Annotated in this window: 13 protein-coding genes; 8 read left to right on the forward strand and 5 right to left on the reverse strand. The window is 68.9% G+C overall.

All coding sequences use genetic code 11. The features are described 5' to 3' along the window. The first annotated feature begins 371 nt into the window (after positions 1 to 371). The 4 genes from ACFVYK_RS19165 (at position 372) to ACFVYK_RS19180 (ending at position 4741) form a co-directional block, all read left to right on the forward strand. On the forward strand, positions 372 to 1613 hold the full coding sequence (locus ACFVYK_RS19165; RefSeq protein WP_389775220.1) for an ABC transporter substrate-binding protein: 1242 nt from the start codon (positions 372 to 374) through the stop codon (positions 1611 to 1613). A gap of 70 nt (positions 1614 to 1683) precedes the next feature. Then, positions 1684 to 2637 carry a carbohydrate ABC transporter permease gene (locus tag ACFVYK_RS19170; protein WP_389775222.1) on the forward strand — a complete coding sequence of 318 codons (954 nt, stop codon included), beginning with the start codon at positions 1684 to 1686 and terminating at the stop codon, positions 2635 to 2637. Continuing rightward, on the forward strand, positions 2637 to 3470 hold the full coding sequence (locus ACFVYK_RS19175; RefSeq protein WP_389775225.1) for a carbohydrate ABC transporter permease: 834 nt from the start codon (positions 2637 to 2639) through the stop codon (positions 3468 to 3470). Before ACFVYK_RS19170 ends, ACFVYK_RS19175 begins: the two co-directional genes overlap by 1 nt. Positions 3471 to 3556: 86 nt before the next feature. Then, positions 3557 to 4741: an ABC transporter ATP-binding protein gene (locus ACFVYK_RS19180; protein ID WP_389775228.1), complete on the forward strand. Its 1185-nt coding sequence runs from the start codon at positions 3557 to 3559 to the stop codon at positions 4739 to 4741. Positions 4742 to 5032: 291 nt separating this feature from the next. On the opposite strand, the gene ACFVYK_RS19185 is transcribed toward ACFVYK_RS19180, so the two are convergent. Further along, positions 5033 to 5452 carry a MarR family winged helix-turn-helix transcriptional regulator gene (locus ACFVYK_RS19185; protein WP_389775230.1) on the reverse strand — a complete coding sequence of 140 codons (420 nt, stop codon included), beginning with the start codon at positions 5450 to 5452 and terminating at the stop codon, positions 5033 to 5035. Between the two features lie 96 nt (positions 5453 to 5548). Here ACFVYK_RS19185 and ACFVYK_RS19190 point away from each other — a divergent pair, with 96 nt between their 5' ends. The 3 genes from ACFVYK_RS19190 (at position 5549) to ACFVYK_RS19200 (ending at position 8432) form a co-directional block, all read left to right on the forward strand. Beyond that, the gene (locus ACFVYK_RS19190) at positions 5549 to 6352 is read left to right on the forward strand and encodes an alpha/beta fold hydrolase (RefSeq protein WP_389775233.1); all 804 of its coding nucleotides are present in this window, start codon (positions 5549 to 5551) and stop codon (positions 6350 to 6352) included. A 42-nt stretch (positions 6353 to 6394) separates the two neighbouring features. Beyond that, complete coding sequence (locus ACFVYK_RS19195) at positions 6395 to 7150, forward strand: MBL fold metallo-hydrolase (RefSeq protein ID WP_389775236.1); 756 nt, start codon at positions 6395 to 6397, stop codon at positions 7148 to 7150. An 835-nt stretch (positions 7151 to 7985) separates the two neighbouring features. Further along, a complete protein-coding gene (locus ACFVYK_RS19200) occupies positions 7986 to 8432 on the forward strand; it encodes an Rrf2 family transcriptional regulator (RefSeq protein WP_389775238.1) in 447 nt (148 codons plus the stop codon). Between the two features lie 130 nt (positions 8433 to 8562). On the opposite strand, the gene ACFVYK_RS19205 is transcribed toward ACFVYK_RS19200, so the two are convergent. The 4 genes from ACFVYK_RS19205 to ACFVYK_RS19220 form a co-directional block, all read right to left on the reverse strand. Then, a complete protein-coding gene (locus ACFVYK_RS19205; protein WP_389775240.1) occupies positions 8563 to 9288 on the reverse strand; it encodes a type 1 glutamine amidotransferase domain-containing protein in 726 nt (241 codons plus the stop codon). A 148-nt stretch (positions 9289 to 9436) separates the two neighbouring features. Continuing rightward, on the reverse strand, positions 9437 to 10273 hold the full coding sequence (locus tag ACFVYK_RS19210) for an alpha/beta fold hydrolase (RefSeq protein WP_389775241.1): 837 nt from the start codon (positions 10271 to 10273) through the stop codon (positions 9437 to 9439). 155 nt (positions 10274 to 10428) lie between these two features. Then, positions 10429 to 11289: an alpha/beta fold hydrolase gene (locus ACFVYK_RS19215; RefSeq protein ID WP_389775243.1), complete on the reverse strand. Its 861-nt coding sequence runs from the start codon at positions 11287 to 11289 to the stop codon at positions 10429 to 10431. Positions 11290 to 11846: 557 nt separating this feature from the next. Continuing rightward, on the reverse strand, positions 11847 to 12020 hold the full coding sequence (locus ACFVYK_RS19220; RefSeq protein WP_389775246.1) for a hypothetical protein: 174 nt from the start codon (positions 12018 to 12020) through the stop codon (positions 11847 to 11849). Here ACFVYK_RS19220 and ACFVYK_RS19225 point away from each other — a divergent pair. Continuing rightward, positions 12019 to 13185, forward strand: coding sequence for an MFS transporter (locus ACFVYK_RS19225; RefSeq protein WP_389775248.1), 1167 nt, complete (start codon positions 12019 to 12021; stop codon positions 13183 to 13185). The genes ACFVYK_RS19220 and ACFVYK_RS19225 overlap by 2 nt on opposite strands. Positions 13186 to 13337: the final 152 nt, after the last annotated feature.

Here is a 13337-nt window from a genome sequence, read left to right on the forward strand (position 1 = left end):
GCCACCGGCATACCGCAGGGATCATGAACCGTCACTCCCCGACGACAACCCGAAACCTGTGGTCGCTCATCGAGCCGTTGTTGCCCGTGCCGGGTCCGAAGCTGGTGGCGGCAGGCCGGAAGTGATCTACGGTCGGGCAGGGCCACGAGACGTGGCCCAGATGGCGGATTAGTGTCGAATGTTCTTGATATTGCTTTCTGGGGCCTTTAGCGTCCTCGGGCAAGAGAACCGCCGCGGTGTGAGTCCTGTGACGGTCGAGCCCCCGGGAGCGAGGTGTGGAGCGAGTGCACCCGAAGTCCGGCTTCCGGACGGTCCGCTGGCCGCGGCCAGCTGCCCGAGGAGCGCGGCTCAGGAGAACGCGGAGACTGCGGGTGTTCGCCGCGCTGCCACTGCTCGCCTCGTTGTTGGCAGGCTGCGGCGGTGACGGCGAGGCAAGCGGCAAGACCACCCTGAACTGGTACAACTTCCCGGACGACTCCGGCGCGCTGCAGCAGGCCGCCGACAAGTGCAGTCAGGCGTCCGGCGGCCGCTACAGGATCGTTTACAACCGGCTGCCACGCGCCGCCGACGGCCAGCGAGAGCAACTGGTGCGCAGGCTCGCGGCCGCGGACAGCTCGGTCGACATCATGGGACTGGACGTGACGTGGGCAGCGGAGTTCGCGGAGGCCCGCTGGATCCGCGAGTGGACTGGGCCGGCCAAGCGGCAAGCAACCCAGGGCACCCTGCGCGTACCCCTCCAGACGGCCACCTGGAAACACAAGCTGTACGCCGTCCCGTACAACACCAATACCCAACTCCTCTGGTACCGCAGCGACCTGGTGCCCACCCCGCCCCAGACCTGGGCCCAGATGCAGACCATGGCCCGCGCTCTCGCCCGGCAGGGCAAACCGCACTTCGTGGAGATCCAGGGCGCCCAGTACGAGGGCCTCACCGTCTGGTTCAACAGCTTGATCAACAGTGCGGGCGGCTCCATCCTCAACAGGAACGCCACCGAGCCCTCGCTCGGCCCACCCGGTGTACGGGCCGCCCAGGTCATGCGCGACCTCGCAGCCTCCCCGGCTGCGGACCCCTCTCTGCCCAACCAGATGGAGGACCAGAACCGCCTCGCCATGGAGTCCGGGACGGCGGCGTTCGAGATCAACTACCCGTTCGTCTATCCGTCGATGAAAGCGAACAACCCGAAGCTGTTCAAGAGCTTCCGTTGGGCGCCCTACCCGAGGACCGACGCCGACCGCCCGTCACGGCCCACCATCGGCGGCATCGACCTCGCCGTGAGCGCCTTCTCGCGCAACCCCGGGCCTGCCTTCGAGGCGGCGCTGTGTCTGCGCAACCGCGAGAACCAGCTCACGGCGGCGCTCAAGGGCGGCCTGCCGCCCACCATGCGCAGCCTGTACGACGAGCCCTCGTTCATCAAGAACTACCCGTTCGCCAAAGACGTGTTGGCAGCCCTGCAGTCGGCGAGCGTGCGTCCGATCACCCCGGCATACCAGAACGTGTCGATCGCGGTTTCCCACACGCTGTCTCCCCCGGCCTCGATCGACCCGGAGAGTTCGGTCGCCACCATCAGAGACCAGATCGACCAGGCTCTCCAGTCCAAGGGTGTGATCCCGTGACCCACCACTACCCGCACCGGCCCAGACCCCCGCGGCCGAGCGCGCGGACCTCCTCCCCCGGCGGCCCGGCATGAGCATGCAGGCCGAACCGGCCGGGGCCCCACAGCCCCCCGAGGCGAAGCAACCGGGCAAGGACCAGGCGGCACCGTCCGGGGGCGCACGCCAGGAACGCCGGCTTGGCTGGCTGCTGTGCGCGCCGGCCGTCGTCGTCATGGTGGCCGTCACCGCGTACCCCATCGGATACGCCGTCTACCTGTCGCTCCAGCGATACGACCTGCGCTTCCCCGCACAGGCGAAGTTCGTGGGATTCAGCAACTACGGGGCGGTCCTGTCCTCCCCGTTCTGGTGGGATGCCTTCTGGGTGACGCTCTTCATCACCGCGGTTTCCGTGACCATCGAACTGGTCCTCGGCATGGGGCTCGCGCTCGTGATGCACCGCACGATCTTCGGGCGCGGCACCGTCCGCACCTCGGTCCTCATCCCCTACGGGATCGTCACGGTCGTCGCCGCGTTCTCGTGGCAGTACGCCTGGACGCCGGACCTCGGATACCTCGCAGGCCTGCTGCCCAGCGGTGAGGCTCCGCTGACGGAGCAGTGGCCCGCGCTGTGGCTGATCATCCTCGCGGAGGTGTGGAAGACCACCCCGTTCATGGCCCTGCTGCTGCTCGCGGGCCTCGCTCTGGTCCCCGAGGAAACCCTCAGGGCGTCCATGGTGGACGGAGCCAACGCCTGGCAACGCTTCACCAAGGTGGTACTGCCGCTGATGAAACCGGCGATCCTGGTGGCACTGCTGTTCCGCACTCTCGACGCGTTCCGCATCTTCGACAACGTCTACATCATGACCTCAGGAGCCCAGGGCACCGGCTCCCTGTCGATCCTCGGCTACCACAACCTGTTCACCGCGCTGAACCTGGGCGTCGGATCGGCCATCTCCGTGCTGATCTTCCTCTGCGTCGGGATCATCGCGTTCGCCTTCATCAAACTGTTCGGCGCCGCCGCGCCAGGCGCGGAGGTGAAGCGCTGATGGCAGCCGTCGGCAAGGCACACGCCGCCCGCTGGGCGGTCCTGAACGTGGTGGTGGTGCTGTACGCCCTGTTCCCGGTGGGGTGGATCGCCTCGCTGTCGTTCAAGGACCCCAGCACCCTGACGGACGGCGACTACATCCCCTCGAAGTGGACCTGGGAGAACTACCGCGGCATCTTCGACACCTCCGAGTTCACCCGCGCCCTCATCAACTCCATCGGCATCGCGCTGATCGCGACAGCGATCGCGGTGGTACTGGGCACCATGGCCGCCTACGCGGTGGCCCGACTGCGTTTCCCCGGCAAGCAGGTCCTGATCGGCATGTCGCTGCTGATCGCCACGTTCCCGCCGATCTCGCTGGTGTCGCCGCTGTTCAACATCGAGCGGATCCTCGGCATCTTCGACACCTGGCTGGGACTGATCATTCCGTACATGACGTTCTCCCTGCCGCTGGCGCTCTACACCCTGTCGGCCTTCTTCCGCGAGATTCCCTGGGATCTCGAAAGGGCCGCCAAGATGGACGGCGCCTCGCCCGCCCAGGCATTCCGGCTGGTCATCGTGCCACTGGCGGCCCCCGGCGTATTCACCACGGCTATCCTGGTCTTCATCTTCTGCTGGAACGACTTCCTGTTCGCGATCTCGCTGACCTCCACGCAGAGCGCACGCACCGTGCCGGCGGCCATCGCGTTCTTCACCGGAAGCTCGCAGTTCCAACAGCCCACCGGGTCGATCGCCGCCGCCGCCGTGGTGATCACCATTCCGATCGTTGTCTTCGTCCTGCTCTTCCAACGGCGCATCGTCGCCGGTCTCACCTCCGGAGCGGTCAAGGGCTGACAGGCCACCCCTACCCCGGCCGGCCACCGGCGCGCAGCCACCCGCACCGCGACACCCCGCACCTGGAAGGCAAGGAGGCACCACCCATGGCCGAGATCGTTCTTGAGGGAGTCACCAAGCGTTTTCCCGACGGATCCCTCGCGGTGAAGGACGTCAACCTCCGCATCGCCGACGGCGAGTTCGTCATCCTCGTCGGACCGTCCGGATGCGGGAAGTCCACCACCCTGAACATGATCGCCGGGCTGGAGGACATCACCGAGGGCCACTTGCGTATCGGCGGCAAGGTCGTCAACGACCTCACTCCCAAAGAGCGCGACATCGCCATGGTGTTCCAGAGCTACGCCCTGTACCCGCACATGACCGTCCGCGACAACATGGGCTTCCCCCTGCGCCTGGCCAAGGTCGACAAGGCCGTCATCGACAGCAAGGTCGAGGAGGCCGCCCGGGTACTCGACCTGACCGAGCACCTGGACCGGAAGCCGGCCAACCTCTCGGGCGGCCAGCGCCAGCGAGTGGCCATGGGACGAGCGATCGTCCGCGACCCCAAGGCGTTCCTGATGGACGAGCCGCTGTCCAACCTGGACGCCAAACTGCGGGTGCAGATGCGCACCCAGATCGCCCGCCTGCAACGGCGACTGGGCACGACGACCGTGTACGTCACGCACGACCAGACCGAGGCCATGACCCTCGGCGACCGGGTCGTGGTCATGCGGCAGGGCCTGGTTCAGCAGATCGGCACACCCGCACAGCTCTACGACCACCCCCGTAACCTCTTCGTCGCGGGCTTCATCGGCTCCCCCGCGATGAACTTTGTGACGGCGGCCCTGGAGGGCGACACCCTGCGCTCCCCCCTGGGCGAGCTGCCCCTGGACGACCGTACGCGCCAGGCACTGGAGCGGCAGAACGCACCCCGTGACGTCATCGTCGGCCTCCGGCCCGAGGCCTTCGAGGACGCGGAGCTGGCGAACGAACGGGGGCGCCCTCGCTTCACCGCGACCGTCGACGTGCTGGAGTCTCTGGGCTCCGACGTATTCGTCTACTTCACCGCTGAGGGCGCGGCCGCGAAGTCGTCCGAACTCGAGGAACTCGCCGCGGACGCGGGCGTACGTGACACCGGCTTCGAGGCCAGCCCTCAGATCGTGGCCCGTCTCGACGCCGCGACCCGGGCCCGTGAGGGTCAAACCGTGGAACTCCGCGTCGACATGGCCAAGGCCCACGTGTTCCACCCGGGCACCGGGGCGAATCTCACGCACCCGGACACTACTGCCTGACGGCCGCGTCCCTGGGCCCCGTCGCCACGCCGTAGGCGTGAGACGGGCCGCTCGGCCCTCATGCGGCGGATGCGGCAGCCGTCGTCGACTACCGCCTTGCACCGTGGAGTGGGCACAATCCCGAACAATCCAGCGCCGTGCAGACCGTGGCGCGCTGGTTCGGCCAGGTGGACCTGGCGGCGTCCGCGGCACACAGCGATGTGAAGGCGCAGTTGCTGCCCCTTGTCCCGGATGCAGGTGGGCGGTGACATCCCCGTTGCGATCCCCTGGCGGAACGCCGGGTGGTGGGGGTCAGGCAGTGGGGTTGGGCCCAAGGGCGATGTCGAGGAGGGCGCCGAGCTGGTCGAGCTGGTCGGGCGTGAGGGCGCTGAACGAGGTCGTGGTGATGGCGTCGAGCACGGTCTGGCCCTCGGCCAGCAGCCGTGCGCCTTCCTCGGTGAGCCGGTGGCGGACGGCGCGCCCGGGGCCCGGTACCCGCTCGATCAGGCCGCGCTCGGCCATGCGGGCGGCCAGCGATCCGAAGGACTGGTCGGTCTGGAAGGTCAGCACGGCCAGGTCGTGAAGCGAGGCGTCGGGCTTGGCGTGCAGATGCCGCAGGGTGTCCCACTGGACCAGCGACAGGCCGAGCGGCGCCAGCGCCCGGCTGGCGGCGCGCTGGTGCCGGTGCTGGAGACGCTTGACGGCCAGGCCGACATCGGAGGGTTCGCGCATGGCCCAAGTCTACTTCCGATCCAAGGTTGCTTAGATACGAGGCCTGATCTAAGGTTCCTTATATAAGCAAGCTGTCTTGCAAGGAGATGGAAGACGATGAGCGCCCCCGTTTTGGCCGGTTCCCTCCGGCCCGCCCGCACCTCCGGCTACACCGTCGCGTCCCCCGCCGGACCGGTCGAGATGACCGTCCAGGACCGCGACCGCACCCGCCCCTTCCTGCTCCTGCACGGAGGCGGCGGCATGCCCACCATGGCCGGCTTCGCCGACCTCCTCGCCGAGCGCGCCCACGCCCGGGTGCTGCTGCCGACCCACCCCGGATTCGGCGGTACCCCCAAGGCCGACGGCCTCACCGGCGTCACCGCGCTGGCCCGCGCATACGTCGCGCTGCTGGAGGAGTTCGACCTCACCGACGTCACCGTCGTCGGCAATTCCTTCGGCGGCTGGCTCGCCGCCGAGATCGCCCTGCAGGAAAGCCCGCGCGTCAGCGGCGCCGTCATCATCGACGGCGTCGGCATCGAGGTGGACGGCCACCCCATGACCAACCTCGCCGGCATGACACCGCAGCAGATCAGCACCCACTCCTTCCACGACCCGCGCAAGGCACCCGTTCCGCCCGCCGGCCAGGCCGGGCCGAGCCCCGACCTCCAGGCCCTGATCGGCTACACGGGCCCCACGATGTCCGACCCGACGCTTACCGGCCGGCTGGCCGGCCTCCATCTGCCCGTCCACGTCATCTGGGGCGAGAGCGACGGCATCGTCACCCCCGACTACGGCCGCGCCTACGCCGCCGCCATCCCCGGCGCTGCCTTCACCCTGCTGCCCCGCACCGGCCACCTCCCGCAGCTGGAGACCCCCGAAGAACTCCTCGGCGCCATCCTCGACCTCGACCTCGGCACCTGACCCACCCGGACAATCGGCGACCCCCCAAGAGCAGGAGAAACCATGAACACCCCCCTTGCCGTGACCCGGATCGGGCACGCCTGCCAGCTGATCGAGATCGGCGAGACCCGGATCCTCACCGACCCCTGGTTCACCGAGACCGCCACCTACCACCCCGGCGAACAGCTCGCCACGACCGTCGCCGGCCTCGGCCGGATCGACGCAGTCGTCGTCAGCCACGAGCACTACGACCACTGCGACCTCGACGCTCTGCTCGACGGCGGCTTCGACCTCTCCGTCCCGCTGATCGGCCCCGGCACCGTCGCGACCATCGCCCGCGCCAAGGGCTTCCGTGACGTCCGCGCCATCGAGGCATGGGAGGCGACGACCGTCGGCCCCCTGGTGGTGACCGCGACCCCCGGCGAGCACGGCGTCCACGAGGTGACCTTCGTCCTCCAGGCCAAAGGCCGCACCGTGTTCTTCGGCGGCGACTCGCTACGCGTCCCCGAACTCGACACCATCCCTGACCGGATCGGCCCCGTCGACCTCACCATCCTGCCGACCAACGGCCTGTGCGTCCGCCCACTCGGCATGCGGCAGTTCGTCATGGACGCCGAACAAGCCGCCGGTCTGACCGCGGCGCTGCGCCCCACCCTGGCGATCCCGCACCACTACGCCTTCCACAGCGGCCGCCTCGGCGACCGGATGATGACCAAGACCGACCCCGACCCCCGCCACTACGCCGACGCCGTCGCCCGCCTCGCCCCCGACATCGAGGTCCGCATCGTCCTCACCGGCGAGCGCGTGCAGGTACCCTGAGCGCCGACGAGCAGTACATGCCGTAGCTCGCCGGCCGGCCTGCCCGCCGGCGAGCACCCCATGATCGCCAGCGTCAGGATGCAGAAGGCGTGCGCAACGCCCGACGCACATACGTCGCGGAGCCCATGGACCGCTACGTGTAGCGCTCCCCTCCGTCCCGCACAGACCTTCAGGGCCCCGCCACCAGGCCGGGGCCCTGTCCCCTGTTCCCGGTGCTCATCAGGTCCGTCAGACCCCAGTCCGTCGGCCGGAGTCGGCCGTGCAGAGCTACTCGATCGCTCGCGCGCCCGACCACGGAACCGCCGGTCGTGGTCACGCACACTCCGGCTCAACTCCCGCAGCGCGTCCGGCTGGTCCTGGGTGAGTCCGACGACGGGCGGCGGGCTCGGTACCGGAAATGCGTGGTGACGGCCCGGTGATCCCGTTCAGCGTGATCCGGCTGGCGATCGTCTGCAGCACGTGCCGTCCAGCAGCGACGCGTCGATGTGCTCGGGGCCGGGCTTACGCCGGGCCTGCACCTTCGGCAGCTCGCGCAGCGCCTCCACGAGCGTGTGCGGGCGAGCACGGCTCCCGACACATGCCCGAGCCTGTGAAGCCGGCTTCGCGAACCGGCGTCGGCATGTCCTTCGGGGTGTAGAAGCTGATGGACGGCGTCCCTGATGCTCATGCGCCTTCCTCACTCGCACCGACGCGGGGCGACAGATGCGCAGGGGGTCGACCGAGGGTGCGCACATCGTGTTCGCCTGTTCCCACGTCTGCGTAGTTCTTCTCGGGTTCCCGGGCGGGCGCCTGGCGCCTGTAGCCACGGTGGTGACAAAAATGGCAAGATGGGGTAATGGCCCGCTCCACAAACACCCAGTTCGCCGTCGCCGCGCACGTACTGGTCATCCTGACACTCGCCACCGATGGCCACGCCGTGAGTTCCGAGGAACTCTCCAAGAGTGCCAATGTCAACCCGGTCTATGTACGCCGCGTGCTCGGACCGATGCGGAACGCGGGGCTGGTCCGGTCCCGGTCCGGCGTGAACGGCGGCTGGGAACTGGCAGCCGACCCCGCCCAGATCACGCTCGCACAGGTATGGCTGCTCCTTCAGGGCGACGAACCCGTGCTCGGACTGCACGGCCCCGATCCGTCATGTGTCACGGGCCGGTCCGTCCAGAAGTCCCTGGTGTCGATCGACCGTATGATCGCTCGCGCTGTGGTGACGGCCCTCGGGCACTTCACCGTGCAGGACATCTCGCAAGGTGTTCCGGAGGCGGCGCGGCTCCTGGAGAGCGTCTGACCGCGATCCTCCGCGCCGGCCGGGGAGGGCTGTGCCGTAAGGCGGAGAGAGTCGGCCATAGGCCGTTGCGCGAAACGCCTCCGGCCCGCCGGGCCGAAGCCTGGCGGGCCGGAGGCGCGAGAAAGATCTTTCACGCGGACGACGCGGACAGGCTCTCCTCGCTGACGGATCCGGCCCGAGCCGTGGTGAGTGCGATGAGGGTGTCGGCTGCGGGGCCTGAGGAGGCGGGGTTCTGGCCGGTGATGAGCAGGCCGTCCTGGACGACGTAGGGCTGCCAGTCGCCGATCTTGGAGTAGATGCCGCCGAGCTTGATGAGTTCGTCCTCGACGAGGAAGGGGACGACGTCGGTGAGCTGGACGCCTTCTTCCTCGGTGTTGGTGAAGCCGGTGACCTTCCGGCCCTGGACCAGGGGGGTGCCGTCTTCGTCGCGGGTGTGGCGCAGGACGCCGGGGGCGTGGCAGACCAGGGCGAGGGGCTTGCCGGAGCGCAGGGTCGTCTCGATGAGGCGGGCGGAGTGGGTGTCCTCGGCCAGGTCCCACAGCGGGCCGTGGCCGCCGGGGTAGAAGACGGTGTCGTAGTCGTCGGCGTTGACGGAGTCCAGGCGTACGGTGTTCGCCAGCGCGGCGGTCGCTTCCGGGTCGGTTTCGAAGCGGCGGGTCTGGTCGGTCTGGTTGGCGATCTCGTTGCTCTTGGGGTCCAGCGGGGGACGGCCGCCCTTGGGGGAGGCGAGGGTGATGTCCCAGCCGGCTTCCTGGAACCGGTAGTACGGCGCGGCGAGCTCCTCCAGCCAGAACCCGGTCTTGCGGCCGGTGTCGCCGAGCTTGTCGTGCGAGGTGAGGACGATCAGAACCTTCATGGTGACTTCCTGTGCATCAGTAGGACGATCACCCCTGGTGAGGCGAATCGCGCTGGGGGGCGTGATGAGGCGGGACGTGATGAGGCGGGATACGAGGATGCGGGCGCGGTCGGCCAGCCGGAGCCGGCCGACCGGGCAGAGGTGCGGCTTACTGAGCGAGGAAGTTCAGCAAAACCTCGTTGACCTCGGCGGTGTGGGTGGTGAGCAGGCCGTGGGGGGCGCCGTCGATCTCGGTGTACTGGGCGGTGGGCAGGGCCTTGGCGAAGCGGCGGCCGGTGGCGTCGATGGGCAGGGTGCGGTCGGCGGTGCCGTGCACGATCAGGGCCGGGACGTCGATCCTGGGGATGTCGGCACGGAAGTCGGTGGGCCAGGAGAGAGGCGCGGCGGCCGAGGCGATCGCGCCCGACCCGGCGGCGATGTTCCAGGCGTTGCGAACCGCCTCTTCGCTGACGCGGGTGCCCAGGTTCTCGTCGAGGTTGAAGAAGTCGTTGTAGAAGCCGGTGAAGAACGCGTACCGGTCCTTCTTGACAGCCTCGGAGACACCCTGGAAGAACGAGGCAGGCGCGGCACCGTCGGGGTTGTCGTCGGTGATCTCCAGGAACGGCTCCAGCGAGGCCAGGAACACCGCCTTGGCGACACGCCCCGAACCGTAGACGGACAGGTATCGGGCCACCTCGCCGGTGCCCATCGAGAACCCGACCAGCACCGCCTCACGCAGATCCAGCGCCTCCAGCACCGCGTTCAGGTCGGCGGCGAAGGTGTCGTAGTCGTAACCCGCCGAAGGCTGACTCGACTTGCCGAAACCCCGCCGGTCATACGTGATCACCCGATAGCCGGCCTCCAGCAGCGCCGACGTCTGCCCCTCCCACGAGTTCCCGTCCAGCGGGTAACCGTGGATCAGCACCACCGGCTGACCGGCCCCCTTGTCCTCGTAGTGCACCTCGATGTCCGTGCTGTTCTCCGTGCCGACCTTGATACGTCCCATGACGTCCAACCTCCATAGTGTGTTTTGCGCTCCGACATCCAGAACTGAACGACTGCTCCACTCACCCGTCACACGCGCCCCCTCCGACGGGCCCGCCGATCACCTCACCGACGGCCGGAGGCGACGGGTCGTGATCGGCACGGATGTCCCAAGGGTTACTTGGAGGTGGCTCGGGCGGCCTGTTCGATGAGGCGGGTGACCGTGCCGGGGTGGGAGATGGCGACCGCGTGCGAGGAGTTGACCTCGATGGTGTGCGCGTGGGCGCGCTTGGCCATGAAGCGCTGTTCGGCCGGTGCGATCGCGTGGTCCTGGGTGGTGACCAGGTCCCAGGAGGGGATGGTCCTCCAGGCCGTTTTCGTGGTCTTCTCGTCGAAGACCGAGGCGGCCAGCGGACGCTGGGTGACGGCCATGAGGTCAGTGACCGGCCTGGGTACGTCGGCGGCGAAGGCGTCGTGGAACTTGTCCTTCTGGACGTAGAGGTCGGTGCCGGTGCCTCCGCCGGGCAGCGGATAGGGCACAGCGTCGAGGGCCGAGGGGAGGGTCGCCCCCGGGAACCTGTCGCCGAGTTCCGCGAGGGTCTCGTCCTTGTCGGGGACGAACGCGGCGATGTAGACGAGCGCCTTGACCTCCGGATTGCCCGCGGCGGCGTCACTGATCACTGAACCGCCGTAGGAGTGGCCGACGAGGACGATCGGTCCCTTCACGGTCTTGAGGTAGCTCTCCAGGTAATCCGAGTCGCTGGCCACTCCACGCAGCGGGTTGGCTGGAGCGTCGACCGGATACCCCGCGTGCCGCAGGCGCGTGATCACGCTGTTCCAGCTGGAGGAGTCCGCGAAGGCCCCGTGCACCAGCACGACCGTGGGCTTCGCTGCCTGCGCGGCGGGTTCGGCGGTGGCCGCGGGGGCCGACGTCATGGACGCCAGGCCGAGAGCGGCCACGCCGGTTACGGCCGCGATCGCGGAAACACGCCGACGGGAGGGGCGCAGCACACTCTTCATCTTCGCCTTCATATGCATCTGTATCTCCTTGAGACGTGACGTTCTTCGAGCGGCAGGTCCTGCTATCCCCGGGCGCGGACCGGAGCAGTGCCTGGCACGTCGGCACATGCAGCGCCGGGCAAGGTGTCGGACGCACCAGCCGGTTCGGATGGCTCCCAAGTCGCCACTCCCACCTGCGCAAATGCGAGGCCCTCGCCTTTCTGCCACCAACGCGGCTACAGTAACATAACTGTAGCCGAGATGATTACGGATAGGGGTGACGTGAGGACGGTCGACGCGCGGTGGTCAGCACCACCGCCCTCGGGCCCGCATGCCGCCCGGCGAGCACACCGAGACGAGAGCGCGTGAATGAGCACCCGGCAAAGAGGTCATCATCGCGGTTCCCGCACACCAGCCGGCCTCCGACTGCTCGGACAAGCGGCAGCGGCCGGGCATGGCGCGGCATGGCGTGGCACGGCAGCCGGATCGCACATCAGGGATGAAGCAGTTCATCCTCTCAACTCGAACGTTCATACGACTGGTCTACTCATGGTTTGGGGCTGTGGCGTGGGTACTTCAAAGATCAAGGCTTCCCCTCACCGGCATGCCGCTGTCGACCTGCGCGGCCCCCACCGCAGCGGCTGGAACCGCAGCACGGGGCCTTTCGACACCGCGGCGCCGGCCACGGCGGAGACGTCGCCGGTGGTTTCGCGGGCGACGTGGGTGCGGCCCGCGGCGGCTGTCTTCACGGTGGGGTGGGGGGCGAACATGTTCGCCTCGCTCCTTCAGGTCTACCGAGGCAGTCTGAGCGGTTTCCAGGTCAACGCCCTTTTCGGGGCCTACGCGTTGGGGCTCGTCCCGGCGCTGCTGGTGATGGCGAGGGTGTCCGACCGGCTGGGCCGGCGGCGCGTCCTGCTGGCCGCCCTGCTGTTGTGCGCGCTCGGCTCGGCGGTGATCCTCTTCTCCGGAGGGGCGTTCGGGACCATCCTGGCCGGACGGATTCTGGTCGGGGTCAGCGCCGGTTCCGCGTTCGGGCCGGGAACGGCGTGGATCAAGGAGCTGTCCGACACCGGGGAGCCCGCCGGGGCGGGGGCGCGGCGTTCGGCCCTCGCGCTGACCGCCGGGTTCGCCGTCGGGCCGTTGCTGTCCGGGGTCATCGTGCAGTGGCTGCCCTCGCCGCAGACCACGGCCTACCTGGTGCACATCACCCTGGTGGCGCTGACGCTGCCGGTGGTGTGGCGCGCTTCCGAGTCGGCTCCGCCCGCCGCCAGTCCCCCGGCCGGGGCCGACGGCGGGCCGAGGGGTGGTGCGGGAGCGATGACCGTGCTGACCAGCCGCCTCTTCGTGACCGCGGTCCTGCCCACCGCGCCGTGGGTCTTCGGGGCCGCGACCGTCTCCCTCGCCGCTCTTCCCGTCCTGGTGCCACTGGGCGGCTACGCAGCCGTCGGCGGCGGCGTGATCGCCGCCGTCACCCTGGGCAGCGGCATCGCGGTGCAGCCCTTCGCCCGGCGGCTGGCCCGGCGCTCCCCGGCGGCACCATTCCGCACCGGCATGGCATCCGTGATCGCCGGGCTGCTCGCCTCGGCGCTCACCGTCACCACCGGTTCACTGCTCCTCCTGCTGGCCACCGCCGTCGTCCTGGGCGCCGCCTACGGCGTGCTGCTGGTGAGCGGCCTGCAGCTCGCCGAGTCCCTCGCCGGCCCCCGAACCATCTCCACGGTCATCGCCGCGTTCTACAGCCTCACCTACGTCGGATTCGCCTTCCCCGTCCTCGTCCAGGTGCTGGGCAAACTCTGGGACCCGGCGCTCATCCTGATCGCCGGCTCGGCGCTCGCGATGACCGCCCTGGCGACGACCCTGATCGCCTGGCCGGTACGACCGGCTTCCCCGCACCGCATCCTGAACCGGTCGGGGCATGACCGACCCGTGCGATGAAAGCTACGGACGGGCCCGGCCCCGTAGGTTTTCCCGCCGGGGTGATCTTCGCGTGGTGGGTGCATGAAGACAGGGCCTCCCGGTTGCCCGGGGATGCGAATCTGACCGAGCAGTGCCGGGAGGCCCTGGTGTCGTTGCTGTACTCGTTTGTG

The organism is Streptomyces sp. NPDC058291 (assembly GCF_042880855.1).
Lineage (GTDB): Bacteria > Actinomycetota > Actinomycetes > Streptomycetales > Streptomycetaceae > Streptomyces.

Bases quoted from the DNA above. Each gene is read 5' to 3' on its own strand.
- ACFVYK_RS19185 (WP_389775230.1), bottom strand. From the start codon at position 5,452: ATGCGCGAACCCTCCGATGTCGGCCTGGCCGTCAAGCGTCTCCAGCAC.
- ACFVYK_RS19210 (WP_389775241.1), bottom strand. From the start codon at position 10,273: ATGGGACGTATCAAGGTCGGCACGGAGAACAGCACGGACATCGAGGTG.
- ACFVYK_RS19190 (WP_389775233.1), top strand. From the start codon at position 5,549: ATGAGCGCCCCCGTTTTGGCCGGTTCCCTCCGGCCCGCCCGCACCTCC.
- ACFVYK_RS19180 (WP_389775228.1), top strand. From the start codon at position 3,557: ATGGCCGAGATCGTTCTTGAGGGAGTCACCAAGCGTTTTCCCGACGGA.
- ACFVYK_RS19200 (WP_389775238.1), top strand. From the start codon at position 7,986: ATGGCCCGCTCCACAAACACCCAGTTCGCCGTCGCCGCGCACGTACTG.
- ACFVYK_RS19225 (WP_389775248.1), top strand. From the start codon at position 12,019: ATGTTCGCCTCGCTCCTTCAGGTCTACCGAGGCAGTCTGAGCGGTTTC.
- ACFVYK_RS19220 (WP_389775246.1), bottom strand. From the start codon at position 12,020: ATGTTCGCCCCCCACCCCACCGTGAAGACAGCCGCCGCGGGCCGCACC.
- ACFVYK_RS19175 (WP_389775225.1), top strand. From the start codon at position 2,637: ATGGCAGCCGTCGGCAAGGCACACGCCGCCCGCTGGGCGGTCCTGAAC.
- ACFVYK_RS19215 (WP_389775243.1), bottom strand. From the start codon at position 11,289: ATGCATATGAAGGCGAAGATGAAGAGTGTGCTGCGCCCCTCCCGTCGG.
- ACFVYK_RS19170 (WP_389775222.1), top strand. From the start codon at position 1,684: ATGAGCATGCAGGCCGAACCGGCCGGGGCCCCACAGCCCCCCGAGGCG.
- ACFVYK_RS19195 (WP_389775236.1), top strand. From the start codon at position 6,395: ATGAACACCCCCCTTGCCGTGACCCGGATCGGGCACGCCTGCCAGCTG.
- ACFVYK_RS19205 (WP_389775240.1), bottom strand. From the start codon at position 9,288: ATGAAGGTTCTGATCGTCCTCACCTCGCACGACAAGCTCGGCGACACC.